Origin of the sequence: Variovorax sp. WS11 (assembly GCF_010499245.1) — a bacterium.
GTDB lineage: Bacteria > Pseudomonadota > Gammaproteobacteria > Burkholderiales > Burkholderiaceae_C > Variovorax.
Genome location: NZ_JAAGOW010000001.1, coordinates 696,217 through 716,741 on the forward strand (window position 1 = coordinate 696,217; position 20,525 = coordinate 716,741).

At 66.3% G+C, this 20,525-nt stretch carries 19 protein-coding genes; 7 read left to right on the plus strand and 12 right to left on the minus strand.

All coding sequences use genetic code 11. The features are described from left to right. Positions 1-4: 4 nt before the first annotated feature. The 6 genes from hscB to uvrB all read right to left on the minus strand — a co-directional run bounded on the left by hscB (position 5) and on the right by uvrB (position 5,530). A complete protein-coding gene (hscB, locus tag GXN78_RS03605) occupies positions 5-523 on the minus strand; it encodes a Fe-S protein assembly co-chaperone HscB (protein WP_106557792.1) in 519 nt (172 codons plus the stop codon). A 64-nt stretch (positions 524-587) separates the two neighbouring features. Next, entirely contained in the window at positions 588-911 is a 324-nt protein-coding gene (gene iscA / locus GXN78_RS03610) for an iron-sulfur cluster assembly protein IscA (RefSeq protein ID WP_106557793.1), read from the minus strand. 1 nt (position 912) lies between these two features. Further along, the gene (iscU, locus tag GXN78_RS03615) at positions 913-1,326 is read right to left on the minus strand and encodes a Fe-S cluster assembly scaffold IscU (protein WP_106557794.1); all 414 of its coding nucleotides are present in this window, start codon (positions 1,324-1,326) and stop codon (positions 913-915) included. Positions 1,327-1,347: 21 nt separating this feature from the next. Further along, positions 1,348-2,568: an IscS subfamily cysteine desulfurase gene (locus GXN78_RS03620; RefSeq protein WP_106557795.1), complete on the minus strand. Its 1,221-nt coding sequence runs from the start codon at positions 2,566-2,568 to the stop codon at positions 1,348-1,350. A gap of 72 nt (positions 2,569-2,640) precedes the next feature. Further along, the gene (iscR, locus tag GXN78_RS03625; RefSeq protein WP_086923478.1) at positions 2,641-3,177 is read right to left on the minus strand and encodes a Fe-S cluster assembly transcriptional regulator IscR; all 537 of its coding nucleotides are present in this window, start codon (positions 3,175-3,177) and stop codon (positions 2,641-2,643) included. Positions 3,178-3,418: 241 nt separating this feature from the next. After that, entirely contained in the window at positions 3,419-5,530 is a 2,112-nt protein-coding gene (gene uvrB / locus GXN78_RS03630) for an excinuclease ABC subunit UvrB (RefSeq protein ID WP_181360580.1), read from the minus strand. A 129-nt stretch (positions 5,531-5,659) separates the two neighbouring features. On the opposite strand from uvrB, the gene GXN78_RS03635 reads away from it, so the two are divergent. The 4 genes from GXN78_RS03635 to GXN78_RS03650 all read left to right on the plus strand — a co-directional run bounded on the left by GXN78_RS03635 (position 5,660) and on the right by GXN78_RS03650 (position 9,622). Then, the gene (locus GXN78_RS03635; protein ID WP_106557797.1) at positions 5,660-6,856 is read left to right on the plus strand and encodes an amino acid aminotransferase; all 1,197 of its coding nucleotides are present in this window, start codon (positions 5,660-5,662) and stop codon (positions 6,854-6,856) included. Between the two features lie 106 nt (positions 6,857-6,962). Further along, complete coding sequence (gene phaZ, locus GXN78_RS03640) at positions 6,963-8,351, plus strand: polyhydroxyalkanoate depolymerase (protein ID WP_106557798.1); 1,389 nt, start codon at positions 6,963-6,965, stop codon at positions 8,349-8,351. A 15-nt stretch (positions 8,352-8,366) separates the two neighbouring features. Beyond that, entirely contained in the window at positions 8,367-8,990 is a 624-nt protein-coding gene (locus GXN78_RS03645) for an RnfABCDGE type electron transport complex subunit B (RefSeq protein WP_106557799.1), read from the plus strand. Continuing rightward, positions 8,987-9,622, plus strand: coding sequence for a LysE family transporter (locus GXN78_RS03650; RefSeq protein WP_106557800.1), 636 nt, complete (start codon positions 8,987-8,989; stop codon positions 9,620-9,622). The genes GXN78_RS03645 and GXN78_RS03650 overlap by 4 nt, the downstream gene beginning before the upstream one ends. A 6-nt stretch (positions 9,623-9,628) precedes the next feature. Here the strand turns inward: GXN78_RS03650 and GXN78_RS03655 are convergent, their stop codons facing one another. Genes GXN78_RS03655 through scpA form a run of 5 tightly spaced genes read right to left on the minus strand, consistent with a single transcriptional unit; the run spans position 9,629 to position 16,980 of the window. Beyond that, positions 9,629-10,117, minus strand: a complete 489-nt coding sequence (locus GXN78_RS03655) for a VOC family protein (RefSeq protein WP_106557801.1) — start codon at positions 10,115-10,117, stop codon at positions 9,629-9,631. A 13-nt stretch (positions 10,118-10,130) separates the two neighbouring features. After that, complete coding sequence (locus tag GXN78_RS03660; protein WP_106557802.1) at positions 10,131-12,179, minus strand: acetyl/propionyl/methylcrotonyl-CoA carboxylase subunit alpha; 2,049 nt, start codon at positions 12,177-12,179, stop codon at positions 10,131-10,133. 17 nt (positions 12,180-12,196) lie between these two features. Continuing rightward, complete coding sequence (locus tag GXN78_RS03665) at positions 12,197-13,729, minus strand: acyl-CoA carboxylase subunit beta (RefSeq protein WP_106557803.1); 1,533 nt, start codon at positions 13,727-13,729, stop codon at positions 12,197-12,199. Between the two features lie 42 nt (positions 13,730-13,771). Next, complete coding sequence (gene meaB, locus GXN78_RS03670; protein WP_106557804.1) at positions 13,772-14,815, minus strand: methylmalonyl Co-A mutase-associated GTPase MeaB; 1,044 nt, start codon at positions 14,813-14,815, stop codon at positions 13,772-13,774. 2 nt (positions 14,816-14,817) lie between these two features. Then, positions 14,818-16,980, minus strand: coding sequence for a methylmalonyl-CoA mutase (scpA, locus tag GXN78_RS03675; RefSeq protein WP_106557805.1), 2,163 nt, complete (start codon positions 16,978-16,980; stop codon positions 14,818-14,820). A gap of 116 nt (positions 16,981-17,096) precedes the next feature. Here scpA and GXN78_RS03680 point away from each other — a divergent pair, with 116 nt between their 5' ends. Beyond that, positions 17,097-17,744, plus strand: coding sequence for a GntR family transcriptional regulator (locus GXN78_RS03680; protein WP_106557806.1), 648 nt, complete (start codon positions 17,097-17,099; stop codon positions 17,742-17,744). 6 nt (positions 17,745-17,750) lie between these two features. Here the strand turns inward: GXN78_RS03680 and GXN78_RS03685 are convergent, their stop codons facing one another. Further along, entirely contained in the window at positions 17,751-18,536 is a 786-nt protein-coding gene (locus GXN78_RS03685; RefSeq protein ID WP_106557807.1) for an IclR family transcriptional regulator, read from the minus strand. A gap of 100 nt (positions 18,537-18,636) precedes the next feature. Between GXN78_RS03685 and GXN78_RS03690 the strand changes: the two genes are divergently transcribed. Both GXN78_RS03690 and GXN78_RS03695 read left to right on the plus strand, forming a co-directional pair. After that, positions 18,637-19,626 (plus strand): tripartite tricarboxylate transporter substrate binding protein, encoded by a 990-nt coding sequence (locus GXN78_RS03690; protein ID WP_239142593.1) that lies wholly within the window; start codon positions 18,637-18,639, stop codon positions 19,624-19,626. Between the two features lie 18 nt (positions 19,627-19,644). After that, the gene (locus GXN78_RS03695) at positions 19,645-20,523 is read left to right on the plus strand and encodes a TauD/TfdA family dioxygenase (RefSeq protein WP_106557808.1); all 879 of its coding nucleotides are present in this window, start codon (positions 19,645-19,647) and stop codon (positions 20,521-20,523) included. The last annotated feature ends 2 nt before the right edge of the window (positions 20,524-20,525 follow it).

Sequence of the window (20,525 nt, forward strand, 5' to 3'; positions counted from 1 at the left end):
GGCGCTATTGTCCCAACGCTTCGGATTTGGCCTCGATGTCCTCGGCAAAGCGCTCGATGAACATGAGGGCTCTCACCTGCCTGGCGGCGCCGGCGTAGTCGGCCTTCTCGTCGATCAGGCAGTCCAGCGACGACAAGGCGCGGGCGCGGCCAGCTTCGACCTCCGCGCGCAGCTTGTCGAAGGCGGCGGCGTCCCGCGCCTCGTCGAGCTCTTCCCGCCATTCCATCTGCTCCATCAGGAAATCGGGAGGCATCGCGGTGTTCTTCTCCGCGTCGATGGGATGGCCGTTCAGTGCGCACAGGTAGCTCGCGCGCTTGATCGGGTCCTTCAGCCGCTGGTAGGCCTCGTTGATACGCACCGACCACTGCATGGCCACCCGCTGCGCCGCGGCGCCCTGGGCGGCGAAGCGGTCGGGGTGCGCTTCGCGCTGCAGTTCCTTCCAGCGCGCGTCGAGTGCGGCGCGGTCCTGTGCGAAGCTCGCCTGCACGGCGAAGAGCTCGAAATCGGTGTCGTTCAGGTTCATGGCGTCAAAAAGCCGCCAGCCCATGACCGGGTGGTGGCGGCTTGGACGGGAAGCCGGTGAAAAGTCAGATGCGGAAGCTTTCGCCGCAGCCGCAGCGGTCGCGCTCGTTCGGGTTGTTGAACTTGAAACCCTCGTTCAGCCCCTCACGCACGAAGTCCAGCTGCGTGCCGTCGATATAGGCAAGGCTCTTGGGGTCGACCAGCACTTTCACGCCGTGGTCCTCGAAGATGACGTCCTCGGGCGTCATCTCGTCCACGTACTCGAGCTTGTAGGCCAGGCCCGAGCAGCCGGTGGTCTTGACGCCCAGCCGAACGCCCAGCCCCTTGCCTCGCTTGCCGAGGTAGCGGGTGACGTGGCGCGCGGCCGCTTCGGTCAGCGTCACAGCCATTTCAGTGAGCGGCTTCCGTCGTGGCCGAGGCCGCGCCGTGCTTGGCCTTGTAGTCGTTGACGGCCGCCTTGATCGCGTCTTCCGCGAGGATCGAGCAGTGGATCTTGACGGGGGGCAGCGCCAGTTCCTCGGCGATCTGCGCATTCTTCAGCGCAGCCGCTTCGTCGAGCGTCTTGCCCTTGACCCACTCGGTCACCAGCGAAGAGGAGGCGATTGCCGAGCCGCAGCCGTAGGTCTTGAAGCGCGCGTCCTCGATCACGCCCGTTTCGGGGTTGACCTTGATCTGCAGCTTCATGACGTCGCCGCAGGCCGGCGCGCCGACCATGCCGGTGCCCACCGAGTCGTCACCCTTCTCGAAGGAGCCGACGTTGCGGGGGTTCTCATAGTGGTCGATGACCTTGGATGAATAAGCCATGGGGTACCTCTCAGTCTTTGTTCAATGCGCCGACCACTGGATCGTGCTGATGTCGATGCCGTCCTTGAACATCTCCCACAGTGGGCTCAGTTCGCGGAGCTTGGCGACGTTGTGCTTGATGGTTGCGACCGCGTAGTCGATCTCTTCCTCGGTCGTGAAGCGGCCGATGGTCATGCGCAGGCTGCTGTGTGCGAGCTCGTCGCTGCGGCCGAGCGCACGCAGCACATAGCTGGGCTCCAGGCTGGCCGAAGTGCAGGCCGAGCCGCTGGACACAGCGATGCCCTTGATGCCCATGATCAGCGACTCGCCCTCGACATAGTTGAAGCTCATGTTGAGGTTGTGCGGGACGCGGTTCTCGAGGTCGCCGTTGATGAAGACCTGTTCGACGTCCTTGAGGCCGTCGAGCAGGCGCTGCTGCAGGGCGCGCGCCTTGGCGATGTCCTGCTTCATCTCGAGCCTGGCGATGCGGAAGGCTTCGCCCATACCGACGATCTGGTGCGTGGGCAGGGTGCCGGAACGCATGCCGCGCTCGTGGCCGCCGCCGTGCATCTGGGCTTCCAGCCGCACGCGCGGCTTGCGACGCACGTACAGGGCGCCGATGCCCTTGGGGCCGTAGGTCTTGTGCGAGGCCAGGCTCATGAGGTCGATCGGGAGCGTCTTGACGTCGATCTCGACCTTGCCGGTGGCCTGCGCTGCGTCGACGTGAAAGACCACGCCCTTCTCGCGGCAGATGTTGCCGAGCGCCACGACGTCCTGGATCACGCCGATCTCGTTGTTCACGAACATCACGCTCGCGAGGATGGTGTCGGGACGGATCGCGGCCTTGAAAGCCTCCAGGTCGAGCAGGCCGTTGTCCTGCACGTCCATGTAGGTCACCTCGAAACCCTGGCGCTCGAGCTCGCGCATGGTGTCTAGCACCGCCTTGTGCTCGGTCTTGACCGTGATCAGGTGCTTGCCCTTGCCCTTGTAGAACTGGGCCGCGCCCTTGAGCGCCAGGTTGTTCGACTCGGTGGCGCCCGAGGTCCAGACGATCTCGCGCGGATCGGCACCGATCAGATCAGCCACCTCGACACGCGCCTTCTCCACCGCCTCTTCCGCTTCCCAGCCCCAGGCGTGGCTGCGTGACGCCGGATTGCCGAAATGCTCGCGCAACCAGGGGATCATCGCGTCGACCACGCGCGGGTCGGCCGGCGTCGTGGCACCGTAGTCGAGGTAGATCGGGAAATGGGGGGTGACATCCATGGCTGGCTCGGGCTGGCGTGGGGTTGACGTTCTCTGGGAATATTCGACGCGGCGCCTTGGGCGCCGCCGGGATCAGGACTTGGCGAAGGCGTTGCCGAGGGCGAATACCGAATTGGGCGCATTGACCCGGATCGGCTTCACCACCGGCTGGCTCGAGATCGCCCGCTTGACCGCCGGCTTGTTCTCGATCTGCACGCCCTTGGCGATCTGGTCGTCCACCAGCTTCTGCAAGGTGACGGAATCCAGGAACTCGACCATGCGCTGGTTCAGCGAAGCCCACAGCTCGTGCGTCATGCAACGGCCGGCCTCACCCAGGCAGTTTTCCTTGCCGCCGCATTGCGTGGCGTCGATGGGCTCATCGACGGAAACAATGATGTCGGCCACGGTGATCTCCGATGCCTTGCGGCCCAGCGAATACCCGCCGCCAGGGCCGCGTGTCGACTCGACCAGCTCGTGACGGCGAAGCTTGCCGAACAGCTGCTCGAGGTACGACAGGGAAATCTGCTGCCGCTGGCTGATTGCGGCCAGCGTGACCGGACCGGAGTTCTGGCGCAGGGCCAAGTCGATCATGGCTGTGACCGCAAAACGGCCTTTGGTAGTGAGACGCATCGCAAGCTCCTTTGAGTGCTTACCGTTGAAAAGACACCTCAGCGTTGTGGGCTTTGGTGACGCCGTCTCCGCCCTTCCCGGCCCGCTTCCGTTGGTGATCCCATTGGTAGGAGCCGGTCTTTCATCGCGAAGTTCGTTTTTCCTGACTATTTCTGTCAAGTATAGCAGAAGGCCCTCCGGCCTGCTCGGGTAAACCCGATTGCAAGCTGAGAGGGCCGCTGGCGGTGCGCTATTCGCCAGATCAGAGAGGTGCGATGTTGTCCTTGCCCGGGGCGCCGAAGGCCTGCTCGCGCAGCTGCGCCAGCTGGTCGCGCACGCGGGCCGCCTTCTCGAACTCCAGGTTGCGTGCGTGCTCCAGCATGAGCTTTTCCAGCCGCTTGATCTCGCGGGCCATGTCTTTTTCGGACATGTCCTCGACCTTGGCGCGCTCGAGCTCGCGCTTGGCGGCTTCCTTGCCGCTCTTCTCGCTGTAGACGCCGTCGATCAGGTCACGCACCTGCTTGACGATGCTGCGCGGCGTGATTCCGTGGGCCTGGTTGTAGGCGATCTGCCGTGCCCGGCGCCGCTCCGTCTCGCCGATGGCCTTCTTCATCGACTCGGTCATGCGGTCGGCGTAAAGGATGGCCTTGCCGTTCAGGTTGCGGGCGGCGCGGCCGATGGTCTGGATCAGCGAGCGCTCGGCGCGCAGGAAGCCCTCCTTGTCGGCGTCGAGGATCGCGACCAGCGAGACCTCGGGAATGTCCAGGCCCTCACGCAGCAGATTGATGCCGACCAGCACGTCGAAGGTGCCCAGGCGCAGGTCACGCAGGATCTCCACCCGCTCGACCGTGTCGATGTCGCTGTGCAGGTAGCGCACCTTGACGCCGTTGTCGCCCAGGTAGTCGGTCAGTTGCTCCGCCATGCGCTTGGTCAGCGTGGTGATCAGCACGCGCTCGCTCTTCTCGACGCGCAGACGGATCTCCTGTAGCACGTCGTCCACCTGGTGGGTGGCGGGGCGGACCTCGACTTCGGGATCGATCAGCCCGGTCGGCCGCACCAGCTGCTCGACCACGTTGCCTGCATGGTCCCGCTCGTACTGCGCCGGCGTCGCGGACACGAAGATGCATTGCCGCATGCGGGTCTCGAACTCGTCGAACTTGAGCGGGCGGTTGTCCAGCGCCGACGGCAGGCGAAAACCGTACTCGACCAGCGTGGTCTTGCGTGCCCGGTCGCCGTTGTACATGGCGCCGAGCTGGCCGATCATCTGATGGCTCTCGTCGAGGAACATGATCGCGTCCTTCGGCAGATAGTCGGTCAGCGTGGCCGGCGGATCGCCCGGCGCGGCGCCCGACAGGTGCCGCGTGTAGTTCTCGATGCCCTTGCAGTGGCCGATCTCGGCCAGCATCTCGAGGTCGAAGCGGGTGCGCTGCTCGAGGCGCTGAGCCTCGACCAGCTTGCCATCGCCCACCAGTTCCTTGAGCCGCTGGTCGAGCTCGATCTTGATGGTCTCGACGGCGGTCAGCACCTTGTCGCGCGGCGTGACATAGTGACTGGACGGATAAACCGTGAAGCGCGGGATCTTCTGCCGGATGCGCCCTGTCAGCGGATCGAAGAGCTGCAGCGTCTCGATCTCGTCGTCGAACAGCTCGATGCGGATCGCCAGCTCGCTGTGTTCGGCTGGGAACACGTCGATGGTGTCCCCCCGCACACGGAAGGTGCCGCGCGCGAAATCCTGCTCGTTGCGCGTGTACTGCATGCGGATCAGGCGCGAGATCACGTCGCGCTGGCCGATCTTGTCGCTCGTGCGCATGATGAAGCGCATCTGCGTGTAGTCCTCGGGCGTTCCGATGCCGTAGATCGCGCTCACGGTGGCGACGATCACCGTGTCGCGCCGCTCCAGCACGCTCTTGGTGGCCGACAGGCGCATCTGCTCGATGTGCTCGTTGATCGAGCTGTCCTTCTCGATGAACAGGTCGCGCTGCGGCACGTAGGCCTCGGGCTGGTAGTAGTCGTAGTAGCTCACGAAGTACTCGACCGCGTTCTTCGGGAAGAACTCGCGGAACTCGCTGTAGAGCTGCGCGGCCAGCGTCTTGTTGGGGGCGAACACGATGGCCGGTCGGCCCAGCCGGGCGATCACGTTGGCCATGGTGAAGGTCTTGCCGGAGCCGGTCACGCCCAGCAGGGTCTGGTAGACCTCGCCGTCGCGCAGGCCCTCGACCAGCCCATCGATCGCGCCGGGCTGGTCGCCCGCCGGCGGATAGGGCTGGTAGAGCTCGAAAGGCGAGTCCGGAAAATGGATGAATTCGCCCTGCTTGACGGGGCCCACGGGCTCGGCTCCTGGCCGATCCGGAATGACTTCGGTGATTTCAGGCATGGCGTCCAGGGGAGGTGCGGCTCGGCCGGTAAAATTCAAGCGAACTCGTGAGGCTAACCGACCCGCGAGCCATGGCGCAAACCCGGATGCAGCCGGGGGCGAAACGCATCACCCAAAGGACTTTTCTCCATGTCAATGTTCACCGCCGTCGAGATGGCGCCGCGCGACCCGATCCTGGGCCTCAACGAGCAATTCGCCGCCGACAGCAATCCCAACAAGGTCAACCTCGGCGTCGGCGTCTACTACGACGACAACGGCAAGCTCCCCCTGCTGCGCTGCGTGCAGGCGGTCGAGGAGGACATGATCAAGGCGCCCAAGGCGCGCGGCTACCTCCCCATCGACGGCATCGCCGCCTACGACGAAGCGGTGAAGGGCCTGGTCTTCGGCACCGGCAGCGAGCCCGTGAAGTCCGGCCGCGTCGCCACCATCCAGGGCATCGGCGGCACCGGCGGCCTCAAGGTCGGCGCGGACTTCCTCAAGAAGCTCGATCCGAACGCCAAGGTGCTGATCAGCAACCCGAGCTGGGAAAACCACCGCGCCCTGTTCACCAACGCCGGCTTCGTCGTCGAGGAGTACCCCTACTACGACGCCGCCAAGCGCGGCATCGACTTCGACGGCATGCTGAGCGCGCTGAACGCCGCCTCCGCCGGCACCGTCGTCGTGCTGCACGCCTGCTGCCACAACCCCACCGGCTACGACATCCGCGCCGACCAGTGGGACCAGGTGGTCGCCGCCGTCAAGGAGAAGAAGCTGGTCGCCTTCCTCGACATGGCCTACCAGGGCTTCGGCTACGGCATCCAGGAAGACGGCGCCGCCATCGGCAAGTTCGTCGCCGCCGGCCTGAGCTTTTTCGTTTCGACCTCCTTCTCCAAGAGCTTCAGCCTGTACGGCGAACGCGTCGGCGCCCTCTCGGTGCTGTGCGAGGACAAGGAGGAGGCCGGCCGCGTGCTGAGCCAGCTCAAGATCGCGATCCGCACCAACTACAGCAACCCACCCACGCACGGCGGCGCCGTGGTCGCGACCGTTCTGGGCACGCCCGAGCTTCGCACGCTGTGGGAAAAGGAACTCGGCGAGATGCGCGACCGCATCAAGCTGATGCGCCACAAGCTGGTCGACGGCCTGGCGGCCGCCGGCGTGAAGCAGGACATGCACTTCATCACCGACCAGATCGGCATGTTCAGCTATTCCGGCCTGAGCAAGGACCAGATGGTGCGCCTGCGCCAGGAGTTCGGCGTTTACGGCACCGACACCGGCCGCATGTGCGTGGCCGCCCTCAACAGCAAGAACATCGACTACGTCTGCCAGAGCATCGCGAAGGTGCTCTGACAGCTGACTGGCAGGCGGCAACGTTCATTCAATTTGAGCGTTTCGCCTACATTCGGCCCGGCGCTGCTGATATATTGCATCGCAACAACACCACCCGCGGAACTCGATGCTTTATCAACTCTACGAAGCACAGCGCTCCCTCATGGAGCCCTTTGCCGATTTCGCGCAAGCTGCTTCCAAGCTCTATGGCCAGGGCGGCGTCTTCGGCCAAACCCCGTTGGCGCAGCGCATGGCGGCCGGCTATGACCTGCTCTACCGACTCGGCAAGGACTACGAAAAGCCCGAGTTCGACATCAAGACGGTGAGCGTCGACGACGACGATGTGGTCATCCAGGAAGTCGTCGAGATCGACAAGCCTTTCTGCCATCTGCGCCGCTTCAAGCGCTTCACCGACGACCCGCACACCCTGCAGACGCTCAAGGCCCAGCCCGTGGTGCTGATCGTGGCGCCCCTGTCCGGCCACTACGCCACCCTGCTGCGCGACACCGTGCGCACCATGCTGCAGGACCACAAGGTCTACATCACCGACTGGGTCAACGCCCGCCTCGTCCCGCTGTCCGAAGGCGAATTCCGCCTCGACGACTACGCCAATTACATCCAGGAATTCATCCGTCACTTGCAGGCCGAGTACGGCAACTGCCATGTGATCAGCGTCTGCCAGCCCACCGTGCCGGTGCTGGCGGCGGTGTCGCTGATGGCCAGCCGCGGCGAGAAGGTGCCGCTGTCGCTGACCATGATGGGCGGCCCCATCGATGCCCGCAGATCGCCCACCGCGGTCAACAACCTGGCGATGAACAAGAGCTACGAGTGGTTCGAGAACAACGTGATCTACCGCGTTCCGCAGGGCTTCCCGGGCGTTGGCCGGCGCGTCTACCCGGGCTTCCTGCAGCACACAGGTTTCGTCGCGATGAATCCGGACCGCCATGCGAGCAGCCACTACGACTATTTCAAGGACCTGATCAAGGGCGACGACGCCAGCGCCGAGGCGCACCGCAAGTTCTATGACGAGTACAACGCCGTGCTCGACATGGATGCGGACTACTACCTGGACACCATCCGCACCGTGTTCCAGGACTTCGATCTCGTCAACGGCACCTGGGAAGTGAAGAGCCCCGACGGCACACTGGAGCTCGTGCGCCCGCAGGACATCCATTCGACCGGCCTGCTCACCGTCGAGGGCGAGCTGGACGACATCTCCGGCGCCGGCCAGACGCGTGCCGCCCACGAGCTGTGCACCGGCGTCCCGTCGACCCACCAGCGTCACTACGAGGTCAAGGGCGCCGGCCATTACGGCATCTTCAGCGGCCGCCGCTGGCGCGACAAGGTGTACCCCGAGGTGAAGGCCTTCATCGCCGCGCACGACACGCCGCAGAAGCGCGCCGGCCGGCCCACCGTGTCGGCGGAGGACACGATCAAGGCCGCAGCCGCCACCAAGACGACCGCCGTCGCGCGCAAATCAGCGCCGGCGCGCCGCAAGCGCGGCGCCTCGCGCTAGCGCGAGGGTTCTCCCGTGAACGCGCTGGCCGGGCGCATCCTCGACGCACTGCCGCAAACGCAGTGCACGCGCTGCGGCTATCCCGATTGCGCGGGCTACGCGCAGGCCATCGCCGCCGGTGAGGCCGGCATCCACCAATGCCCGCCGGGCGGCGCCGAGGGCGTGGCGCGGCTGTCGCAACTCACCGGTCAAGCGGCGCGGGCGATCGACACGCAGTTCGGCACCGAGGGCCCGCGTGCGATGGCGGTGATCGACGAGGCCTGGTGCATCGGCTGCACGCTGTGCCTCGATGCCTGCCCGACCGATGCGATCCTGGGCATCCACAAGCGCATGCACACCGTGATCGAGGCCCACTGCACCGGCTGCGAGCTTTGCATCCCGGTCTGCCCGGTGGACTGCATCTCGCTCGAAGCGGCCACGCCGGGAAAGAGCGGCTGGCAGGCCTGGTCACAGGCGCAGGCCGACGCGGCGCGCAGCCGCTACGAGGCGCATCGCCGCCGCCACGACAAGGACGAGCCAGCCCCGGCCGAGCCGCCCGAGGCCGCCGCGCCCGACCGCAAACGCGCTATCGTCGAAGCGGCGCTGGCGCGGGCGCGTGCTGCCGCCGCGTCGCGCAACGATCCCAAGGCACGCCCATGACCCTCGACACCCTGCTGCTCTTCATGATCGCCTCCGTCGCCCTGGCGATCACGCCCGGCCCCACCATGCTGCTGGCCATGTCCAACGGCATCGCCGGCGGCATGCGCGCCGCAGTCTGGGGCATCGCGGGCGCTTCACTGGGGGCCGCCATCCTGATCGCCGTGGTGGCGCTGGGGCTGGGCTCCCTGCTCGCGGCCTCGGAAAGGCTCTTCAACGCCATCCGCGTGGCGGGCGTCGCCTACCTGGTCTGGCTCGGGGTCAAGATGTGGCGCAGCCAGCCGGTCGACATCCACGCGGCACTCGCCGCGTCGCCGGCCGACGTTCGCCGCGTCCGCACCGCTTTCCTGCGCAGCCTGACGGTGGCACTGTCCAACCCGAAGACCCTGCTCTTCTTCGCGGCCTTCCTGCCACAGTTCGTCACCACCGCGAGCCCGCAGATTCAACAGTACGTGGTGCTGGGCACCATCTTCATCACCATCGACACCTGCGTCATGCTGGGCTACGCCGCCGCCGGCACGCAGGCCGTGCGCTGGCTGTCGCGGCGCAGCCTGCGCATCGTCAACCGCGGCTGCGCTGCAGGCATGTGGCTTCTGGCCGCCACCCTGGCCGTCTGGCGCCGCCCCGGCGCCTGAAAGCCCTCAGCCCGCGGCCAGCGCCGCGAAGGCCTTCACCACTTCCGGCGGCGCCTGCACCAGCTCGATCAGCACCCCTTCGCCGGCAATCGGGAACTCCTCGCTGCCCTTGGGATGCAGGAAGCAGATGTCGAAGCCGGCCGCGCCCTTGCGGATGCCGCCCGGCGCGAAACGCACCCCCTGTGCCGTGAGCCAGCCGACCGCGGCGGGCAGGTCGTCGATCCACAGCCCCACGTGATTGAGCGGCGTGGCATGCACGGCCGGCTTCTTGTCCGGGTCCAGCGGCTGCATCAGGTCGACCTCGACCTTGAAAGGGCCGCTGCCGATCGCGCAGATGTCCTCGTCGACGTTCTCGCGTTCGCTGCTGAAGGTGCTGGTCACCTCGAGGCCCAGCATGTCGACCCACAGCTTGCGAAGCCGGGTCTTGTCCGGCCCGCCGATCGCGATCTGCTGGATGCCGAGCACCTTGAAGGGACGCTGTTGCGGCGTGTTCATGCGGCGGTCTCCTTCAGGCAAATTCCATGATGACCTGGTCCACGGCGAGCGACTCGCCCTTGGCAGCCGAGATGTTGCCCACCACGCCGTCCTGCGTGGCGAAGAGCACGTTCTCCATCTTCATCGCCTCGATCACCGCGAGCTTCTCGCCGGCCTGCACCTGCTGGCCAGGCTGCACCGAGATCTCGACCAGCAGCCCCGGCATCGGCGACATCAGGTACTTGCTGAGATCCGGCGGCGCCTTGTACGGCATGAGCTTGAGCAGCCGCGAGCCCCGCGGCGACAGCACCATCGCCTCGATCTGCTTGCCGTTGTGCGCGATGCGCAGCGCCAGGGGGTTCTTGCCGACGCCGCGCTCGACCTGCGCAATGAAGCCGCGGCCGTTGACGCGGCCCTCGACCCGTGCGCTGCCCAGCGGCGCCTGGCTCTCGATCTTGTAGGTATTGGCGCCCACCGTCACGGCGCTCGAACCCGTGGGGCCCTGGTAGTCGGTGACCGTCACCGGCTGGTGCACGTGTTGCCCGTTCGCGTCGAGCACGACCACCACGAACTGCTCGCCCACCTTCACGCCATGCCCTTCCAGCTGCCCGCTGATGCCCGAGGCGCGCGCGCGGTAGCGCCGATGCATGCAGGCCGCCAGCGCGACCAGGAAGTCAGGATCGTCGTGGGGCACGTCCTCCGCATGGAAGCCCTTGCCGTAGTGCTCGGCAATGAAGCCGGTGTTGAAGGCCCCGCGCACGAAGCTGGGGTGCGCCAGCAGCGCGGCCTGGAAGGGGATGTTGCTGCTGATGCCGCGAATCACGAAGCCGTTGAGCGCCTCTCGCATCATGGCGATCGCATGCGCGCGGTCGCGCCCATGCACGATCAGCTTGGCGATCATCGAGTCATAGAACATCGGGATCTCGCCGCCGTCGTAGACGCCGGTATCCACCCGCACGCCGAAGAGATGCTCCGTGTCGGCGGAGAACATCGTCTCCTTCGGCGGCTGAAAGCGCACCAGCCGCCCCGTCGAGGGCAGGAAGTTCCGGAACGGATCTTCCGCGTTGATACGGCACTCGATGGCCCAGCCATCGCGCTTCACATCCTGCTGCGCCAGCGGCAGCTTCTCGCCGGCGGCGACGCGGATCATGAGCTCGACCAGGTCCAGCCCCGTGATCGCCTCAGTCACCGGATGCTCCACCTGCAAGCGCGTGTTCATCTCCAGGAAGTAGAAGCTCTGGTCCTTGCCGACCACGAACTCCACCGTGCCCGCGCTCTGGTAGTTGACCGCCTTGGCCAGCGCCACCGCCTGCTCGCCCATGGCCTTGCGCGTGGCCTCGCTGATGAAGGGCGACGGCGCCTCCTCGATCACCTTCTGATGGCGGCGCTGGATCGAGCATTCGCGCTCGTTGAGGTAGATCACGTTGCCGTGTGCGTCGCCCAGCACCTGGATCTCGATGTGGCGCGGCTCCTCGACGAATTTCTCGATGAACACGCGGTCGTCGCCGAAGCTGTTGCGGGCCTCGTTGCGGCAGGAGGTGAAGCCGTCGAAGGCATCCTTGTCGTTGAAGGCCACCCGCAGGCCCTTGCCGCCGCCGCCGGCCGAGGCCTTGATCATCACGGGGTAGCCCACCTCGCGCGCGATCTCGACCGCCCGCTCGGCCGTCTCGATGGCATCGTTCCACCCCGGGATGGTGTTGACCTTGGCCTCGTTGGCCAGCTTCTTCGAGGCGATCTTGTCGCCCATGGCCGCGATCGAGTAGTGCTTGGGGCCGATGAAGACGATGCCCTCCTCCTCGACCTTCTTCGCAAAGCCCTCGTTCTCGGACAGGAAGCCGTAACCCGGGTGGACCGCCTCGGCGCCGGTCTTCTTGCAAGCCGCGATGATGCGATCGGCCTGCAGATAGCTCTCGCGGCTCGGCGAAGCGCCGATGTGGACGGCCTCGTCGGCCAACTCGACGTGGCGGGCGTCCTTGTCGGCGTCGGAATACACGGCGACCGTCCGGATGCCCATCTTCTTCGCGGTCTTGATGACACGGCAGGCGATCTCTCCACGGTTGGCGATCAGGATTTTCTTGAACATGTTGTCGACTCCCGTCCTCAAAGCGGAATGTTCCCGTGCTTGCGCCACGGGTTGTCCAGTTTCTTCCCGCTCAGCATCACCAGGCTGCGGCAGATGCGCTTGCGCGTCTCGCTGGGCAGGATCACGTCGTCGATGTAGCCGCGCGTGCCGGCCACATAAGGATTGGCGAAGCGGGCCTTGTACTCGGCCTCGCGCGCAGCCAGCTTCCCGGGGTCGTTCTTGTCCTCGCGAAAGATGATCTCCACCGCACCCTTGGCGCCCATCACCGCGATCTCGGCGCGCGGCCAGGCCAGGTTGACGTCGCCGCGCAGGTGCTTGGAGGCCATCACGTCGTAGGCGCCGCCATAGGCCTTGCGCGTGATCACCGTGATCTTCGGCACCGTGCACTCGGCATAGGCGTAAAGCAGCTTGGCGCCGTGCTTGATGATGCCGCCGTACTCCTGGCTGGTGCCGGGCATGAAGCCGGGCACGTCGACGAAGGTGACGACCGGGATGTTGAAGGCGTCGCAGAAGCGCACGAAGCGCGCCGCCTTGATCGAGGACTTGATGTCCAGGCAGCCCGCCAGCACCAGCGGCTGGTTGGCGACGATGCCCACGCTCTGCCCATCGAAGCGGGTGAAGCCGATCACGATGTTCTTCGCATAGTCCGGCTGCAGCTCGAAGAACTCGCCGTCGTCGACCACCTTCGCGATGGCCTCCTTGATGTCATATGGCTTGTTCGGGTTGTCGGGGACCAGCGTGTCGAGCGAGAGGTCGGCGCGGTCGGCCGGGTCGCCGCTGGGCCGCACGGGCGCCTTCTCGCGGTTGTTGAGCGGCAGGTAGTTGTAGAGGCGGCGCAGCATCATCAGCGCCTCCACGTCGTTCTCGAAAGACATGTCGGCCACGCCGCTCTTGGTGGTGTGCGTGGTGGCGCCGCCCAGTTCCTCGGCCGTCACGTCCTCGTGCGTCACCGTCTTCACCACCTCGGGGCCGGTGACGAACATGTAGGAGCTGTCGCGCACCATGAAGATGAAGTCGGTCATGGCAGGCGAGTAGACGGCGCCGCCGGCGCAGGGCCCCATGATCATGCTGATCTGCGGCACCACGCCGGAGGCCATCACGTTGCGCTGGAACACCTCGGCATAGCCGCCGAGCGAGGCCACGCCTTCCTGAATGCGCGCGCCGCCCGAATCATTGAGGCCGATGACGGGCGCCCCCACCTTCATCGCCTGGTCCATCACCTTGCAGATCTTCTCGGCATGGGCCTCGCTGAGCGCGCCGCCGAAAACGGTGAAGTCCTGGCTGAAGACGAACACCAGGCGGCCGTTGATCATGCCGTAGCCGGTCACCACGCCGTCGCCCGGGATCTTCGTGTCGGCCATGCCGAAGTCGCTGGATCGGTGCTCGACGAACATGTCCCATTCTTCGAAGGTGTTGTCGTCGAGCAGCAACTCGATGCGCTCGCGCGCCGTCAGCTTGCCCTTGGCGTGCTGCGCATCGATGCGCTTCTGGCCGCCGCCCAGCCGAGCCTGGGCGCGCCGCTTTTCGAGTTGTTCGAGGATCTCTTTCATGGGTCCTGTTCCGGAAGTGATGTGAGTGTGTTCTTCGGAGCGCTAGGCCTGTCCGGCCTGCGCGGAGAGCAGATTGCGCGCCGCCGTCGAAGCCGGCAGCGTACCGGCCGCGACCTGGGCCAGGGCCTGCGGCAGCAACTCGCGCACCTTCGGATGGTGGCGGAAGGCGTGCTTGAGGCCCGCGTCGATGCGTTCCCACATCCACGCGAGCGCCTGTTTCTCCCGGCGCGCGCCGAGCTTGCCGTTCGCGGTCTGCACGGTCTTGAATTGCTTCACGGCCTCCCAGAAGGCGTCGACGCCAGTGCCCTGGAGGGCGCTGGATTGCATCACCCTGGGCTGCCATTGGTGGTGCACCGCTTCTGCGCCGTGCACCGCATGCGCATGCGCCGGATTGCCATGGTGGCCAAAGAGCCGCAGCGCCGAGGTGATCTGGGCCTGCGCGCGCGTCGCCGCGTCGGGGTCGATGTCGGCCTTGTTGATGACCACCAGATCGGCCAGCTCCATCACGCCCTTCTTGATCGCCTGCAGGTCGTCGCCCGCATTGGGCAACTGCAGCAGCACGAACATGTCGGTCATGCCCGAGACCGCGGTCTCGCTCTGACCCACGCCCACCGTCTCGACAATCACGATGTCGTAGCCGGCGGCCTCGCACACCAGCATGGCCTCGCGCGTCTTCTCGGCCACGCCGCCCAGCGTGCCGCGCGAGGGGCTCGGGCGGATGTAGGCACGCTCGTGGACCGAGAGCTTTTCCATGCGCGTCTTGTCGCCGAGGATGGAGCCCCCGGAGACCGTCGACGAAGGGTCGATGGTGAGCACCGCCACGCGATGGCCGCGATCGATCAGGTACAGGCCCAGCGTCTCGATGAAGGTGGACTTGCCGACGCCGGGCACGCCCGAGATGCCGAGGCGAAACGATTTGCCGGTATGCGGCAGCAGTGCCGTCAGGAGCTCGTCGGCCTGTGCGCGGTGGTCGGCCCTGGTGGATTCGAGCAGCGTGATGGCCTTGGCGATGGCGCGGCGCTGCCGCGGACCCTCGGCCTCGGCCAGCGCTTCGGCCGTCACCACGCTTCGAGCCGCAACAGGCATGTTCAAGCCGCGACCGCCGCGCGAATCTGTTCCAGCACATCCTTTGCGCTGGCCGGAATCGGCGTGCCCGGCCCGTAGATGCCCTTGACCCCGGCTTCATAGAGGAACTCGTAGTCCTGCCGCGGGATCACGCCGCCGACGAAGACGATGATGTCGTCCGCGCCCTGCTTCTTCAGCTCCTCGATGATGGCCGGGACCAGCGTCTTGTGCCCTGCCGCCAGCGTACTGACGCCGACCGCATGCACGTCGTTCTCGATCGCCTGGCGCGCGCATTCCTCGGGGGTCTGGAACAGCGGGCCCATGTCGACGTCGAAGCCCAAGTCGGCGAAGGCGGTGGCGACGACTTTCGCGCCGCGGTCGTGCCCGTCCTGCCCCAGCTTGGAAATCATCACGCGCGGACGGCGGCCCTGCTCCTCGGCGAAATCGGCGATCTCCTTCTGCAGCGCCTCCCAGCCCTCGGCCGAGTCGTAGGCAGCGGCGTAGACGCCGGTCACCTTCTGCGTGTCGGCGCGGTGGCGGCCGTAGATCTTTTCCAGCGCGTCGCTGATCTCGCCCACCGTCGCGCGCAGGCGCACCGCCTCGACGCTCAGCGCCAGCAGGTTGCCTTCGCCGCTCTCGGCGGCCGCCGTCAATCCATCGAGCGCGGCCTGCACTTTGGCGCCATCGCGCTTCTCGCGCACCGACTTGAGCCGCGCGATCTGGCTGTCACGCACCTTGACGTTGTCGATCTGCAGGATGTCGTGCGTGTCCTCGTTCTGCAGCTTGTACTTGTTGACGCCCACGATCACGTCCTGCCCCGAGTCGATGCGCGCCTGCTTGTCGGCCGCGGCCGCCTCGATCTTGAGCTTGGCCCAGCCGCTGTCCACGGCCTTGGTCATCCCGCCCATGGCCTCGACCTCCTCGATGATGGTCCAGGCCGCATCCGCCATGTCCTGCGTGAGCTTCTCCATCATGTAGCTGCCGGCCCAGGGATCGATCACGTTCGTGATGTGGGTCTCTTCCTGGATGATGAGCTGCGTATTGCGCGCGATGCGCGCGCTGAACTCGGTGGGCAGGGCGATCGCCTCGTCCAGCGCATTGGTGTGCAGGCTCTGCGTGCCGCCGAAGACCGCGGCCATGGCCTCGATGGTGGTGCGCACCACGTTGTTGTAGGGGTCCTGCTCGGTCAGGCTCCAGCCGGAGGTCTGGCAGTGGGTGCGCAGCATCAGGCTCTTGGGGTTCTTGGGGTTGAACTCCTTCATGATCCGGCACCACAGCAGGCGCGCCGCGCGCATCTTGGCGACCTCCAGGTAGAAGTTCATGCCGATGGCCCAGAAGAAGCTCAACCGCCCGGCGAAGCCGTCGACGTCCAGCCCCTTGGCCAGTGCCGTCTTCACGTACTCCTTGCCGTCCGCCAGCGTGAAGGCCAGCTCGAGCGCCTGGTTGGCGCCGGCTTCCTGCATGTGGTAGCCGCTGATAGAGATCGAGTTGAACTTCGGCATCTTCTCCGCGGTGTACGCGATGATGTCCCCGATGATCCGCATCGAGGGCTCGGGCGGGAAGATGTAGGTGTTGCGGACCATGAACTCCTTGAGGATGTCGTTCTGGATGGTCCCCGAGAGTTGGTCCTGCGCCACGCCCTGCTCCTCGGCCGCGACGATGTAGCCGGCCAGCACGGGCAACACCGCGCCGTTCATCGTCATGGAGACGCTGACCTTGTCCAGCGGGATCCGGTCGAACAGGATCTTCATGTCCTCCACGCTGTCGATGGCCACGCCGGCCTTGCCGACGTCGCCGGTCACGCGCGGATGGTCGCTGTCGTAGCCCCGGTGCGTGGCCAGGTCGAAGGCCACGCTCACGCCCTGCCCGCCGGCGGCCAGCGCCTTGCGGTAGAAGGCGTTCGATTCCTCGGCGGTGGAGAAGCCCGCGTACTGCCGGATGGTCCAGGGGCGCACCGCGTACATCGTGGCCTGCGGGCCGCGCAGGTAGGGCTCGAATCCGGGCAGCGTGTCGGCGTACTTCAGGCCCTTGAGATCGGCCGCGGTGTAGAGCGGCTTGACCGCGATGCCGTCGGGCGTGAGCCAGTTCAGCGCCTGCAGGTCGCCGCCGGGGGCGGACTTGGCTGCAGCCTTGGTCCAGGCTTCGAGGGTCGCGGTTTGGAAGGTCGGTTCGGGTTTGCTGCTCATGGCGCCGGCTTTTGCGAGTGGAGGGAGTGTCCGCGCAGGCGCGTCACAGTTCAATGCGAGTCTAACCCATCCGTAATTATTAATTCAAATACTTTGGGTTGAGGTACATTTCGGGCATGTCCGCCCTCACCCTCACCCCGCGCGCCCTCTACGAAGAGGTGGCGGAGCTGCTGCGCCAGCGCATCTTCAACCGCGAGCTCGAGCCCGGCAGCTGGATCGACGAGCTCAAGCTGGCGGAGGAATACGGCATCAGCCGCACGCCGCTGCGCGAGGCGCTCAAGGTGCTGGCGGCCGAGGGCCTGGTCACGATGAAGGTGCGGCGCGGCGCCTACGTGACCGAGGTGTCCGAGAAGGACCTGGCGGACGTCTACCACCTGCTGAGCCTGCTTGAGAGCGACGCGGTCGGCGTCGTGGCCGAACGGGCCTCCGACGCGCAGCGGGCCGAGCTCGAAGCCCTGCACGCCGAGCTCGAAGCCGCCGCTGCGCCGGGCAAGGTGGATCGCTCCCATTTCTTCGCCATCAATGAGCGCTTCCACATGCGCATCCTGGCGATGGCCGACAACCGCTGGCGCGACCAGATGGTGGCCGACCTGCGCAAGGTGATGAAGCTCAACCGGCACAACTCGCTGCTCAAGGCCGGCCGCATCGCCGAGTCGCTCGCGGAGCACCGCGCAATCATGGCCGCAATCAAGGCGCGCGACGGAGCCGGTGCCATGGCGCGCATGCAGGAGCACTTCCGCAGCGGCCTCGAGGCAGCGAACTGATTCCGCTCAGTCGGCGGGCGATGCCATGCCGATGTCGGCATTGATCTGCTGCACGGTCTCCAGCAGCTTCGGCGCGACGCGCGCCACCATCGTCTCGCGCGGCAGCAGGTAGGCCGGCCCGCCGCAGCTGCAGGCATAGCGCTCGCCGCGCGGCCCGCGCAGCGAGAAGCCCAGCGCATGGATGTGCGGGTGCCATTCGCCGAAGGAACTGCAGTAGCCCAGGCGCGCATGCTCCTCGAGGCCGGCCATGACGCGCGGCTCCAGCGTGGCCCAGTTCTCGCCGCTGGCCAGGCGGATCTGTTCCAGCAACTCGGCCTGCTCGATTGACGGCAGCGCCGCGAGGTACGCCCGCCCGGCGGCCGAGGTGGCGATGGTCATGCGCGAACCCACGTCGATGCGCGAACTGATCATGGCCGTGCGCGGACGCATCGAATCGATGATCAGCATGTCCAGTTCGTCGCGCACGCCCATGTGGACGCTCGCGCCGGCGAACTCGGCCAGCGCCAGCAGGTGCGGCCGGGCGACGCCACGCAGGTCGAAGTGCCGCAGGTAGCGGTTGCTCATGTCCAGCAGCGCCGGCCCGAGGCTGAAGCGCTCGCTGTCGGGCGCCTGGCGCAGGTAGCCGCTGGCGACCAGCGTCGCGGCCAAGCGCGAGACGGTCGGCTTCGGAATGCCGGTGGCGTCGGCCAGCTCGCGGTTGCTCAACGGGCCGGCTGCATCGCCCACCGCCTTCAGCACCGCGAGGCCGCGCGCCAGCGCGCTGACTTCGGATCCCGCCCCTTGCTCAGCCATGGAACTCATAATTTTTAAAAACGATGTTTCATATTTTCGTTGACTTGCTCATTGTGATCTATATTATTTCGAAACGATGTTCCATTAACAAGCACACGCGATGAGACAAACCCCTTCCGCGACCCGCCGCCAGGTTCTGCTGGCCGGCGCCATGATCACCGCCGCCGGCCTGGGCGTGAGCTTCGAGGCTACGGCCCAAGACTTCCCCAAGGGCCCGGTCAAGATCATCATTCCCTTCGCCCCCGGCGGGCCGACCGACACGGTCGGCCGCCTCATCGCGATGAAGCTCCAGGAGATCTGGGGCCAGCCGGTGATCGTCGACTACAAGCCAGGCGCCGGCACCGCCATCGGCGTGGACTTCGTTGCCAAGGCGCCGCCGGACGGCCTGACCTTCGGCATGGTGAACTCCTCTTTTGCCGTCAATCCTTCGCTGCGCAAGAGCCTGCCCTACGACACGGTGAAGGACCTCGCCCCCATCACGCAGATCGCGAACCTGCAGCTGGCGATGGTCGCTCGGCCCGACGCGCCCTTCAACACCGTGCCGGAACTGATCGCCTACGCCAAGAAGAACCCGGGCAAGCTCACCTACGGCACGCCGGGCGCCGGCAGCACCACGCACCTGGGCGCCGAGCTGCTGAAGCGGGAGGCCGGTTTCGACATGCTGCATTCGCCCTTCAAGGGCAGCGCGCCGGCGCACACCGAGTTGATGGGCGGACGCATCGACATCGTGGTCGACCCCTTCCTGTCGGTGCTCCCGTACGTGAAGGCCGGCCGCATGAAGATGATCGCCACGCTCGGCGACAAGCGGGTGCCCGGCTACGACTACCCGACGCTGGCCGAGACCCTGCCCGGCTTCAGCGTCAACGCGCTGCTGGGATTCGTCGCGCCGCACGGCACGCCCAAGGCCATCGTCCAGAAGATCCAGGCCGACACGGAGAAGGTGCTGCGCACGCCCGAGATCCGCAAGCGCATCGAGGAGCAAGGCATGGAGGTGGTCGCCTCCCGGCCCGAGCAGTTCGAGGCCTTCGTGCAAGCCGAGATGAAACGCTGGGCCCGCGTGATCAACGAAGCCGGCATCCAGGCCGAATAAACCTTTCCCGAGACTCTCATGTCCCTCCGACTCAAGCCCCTGCACTCCCTGTTCGTCGCCGAAGCCAGCGGCATCGACATCACCCGCCCGTTGTCCGACACCGAGGTCCGCCAGATCAACGCCGCCATGAACGAATACGCCGTGCTGGTGTGGCGCGGCCAGCCCCTGACGGGCCAGCAGCAGATCGACTTCGCCAAGTCCTTCGGCCCGCTGGACCTGGGCCTCAAGAAGGTCTTCAAGCGCAAGGAAAGGCTGGAGGACGAGCGCCTGATCGACATCTCCAACGTCGATGCCGAAGGCAATGTGGCCCGCCGCGACTCGCCCAAGAACCTCTCGAACTTCGCCAACCAGCTCTGGCACAGCGACAGCTCCTTCCAGGACCCGCGCGCCGCCTACTCGATGCTGCATGCGCTGGTGCTGCCGAGCTGGGGCGGCAACACCGAGTTCGCCGACCTGCGCGCGGCCTACGACGCCCTGCCCGATCGCACCAAGGCCGAGATCGAGGAGCTGCGCGCCGAGCACTACGCGCTGCACACGCGCATCCTGCTGGGCGACGAGGCCTACACCGACGAGCAGAAGAAGACCATCCCGCCCGCGGTCTGGGCGCTGGTGCAGACGCATCCCGGCTCCGGCCGCAAGCTGCTCTTCGTCGGCGTGCATGCGCGCCAGGTCATCGGCTGGCCCACGGCCGAGTCGCGCATGTACCTGCAGGACTTGCTGGAGCATGCCACGCAGCGCGAGTTCGTCTACCGCCACGAATGGCAGGTGGGCGACCTGGTCATGTGGGACAACCGCAGCACCCTGCACCGCGGCCGCCGCTACGACATCGCCGAGCGCCGCGAGCTGCGGCGCACCACCATCGAGAACGTGCCCGAGGCGCGGCTGATGGCGGCTTGAGC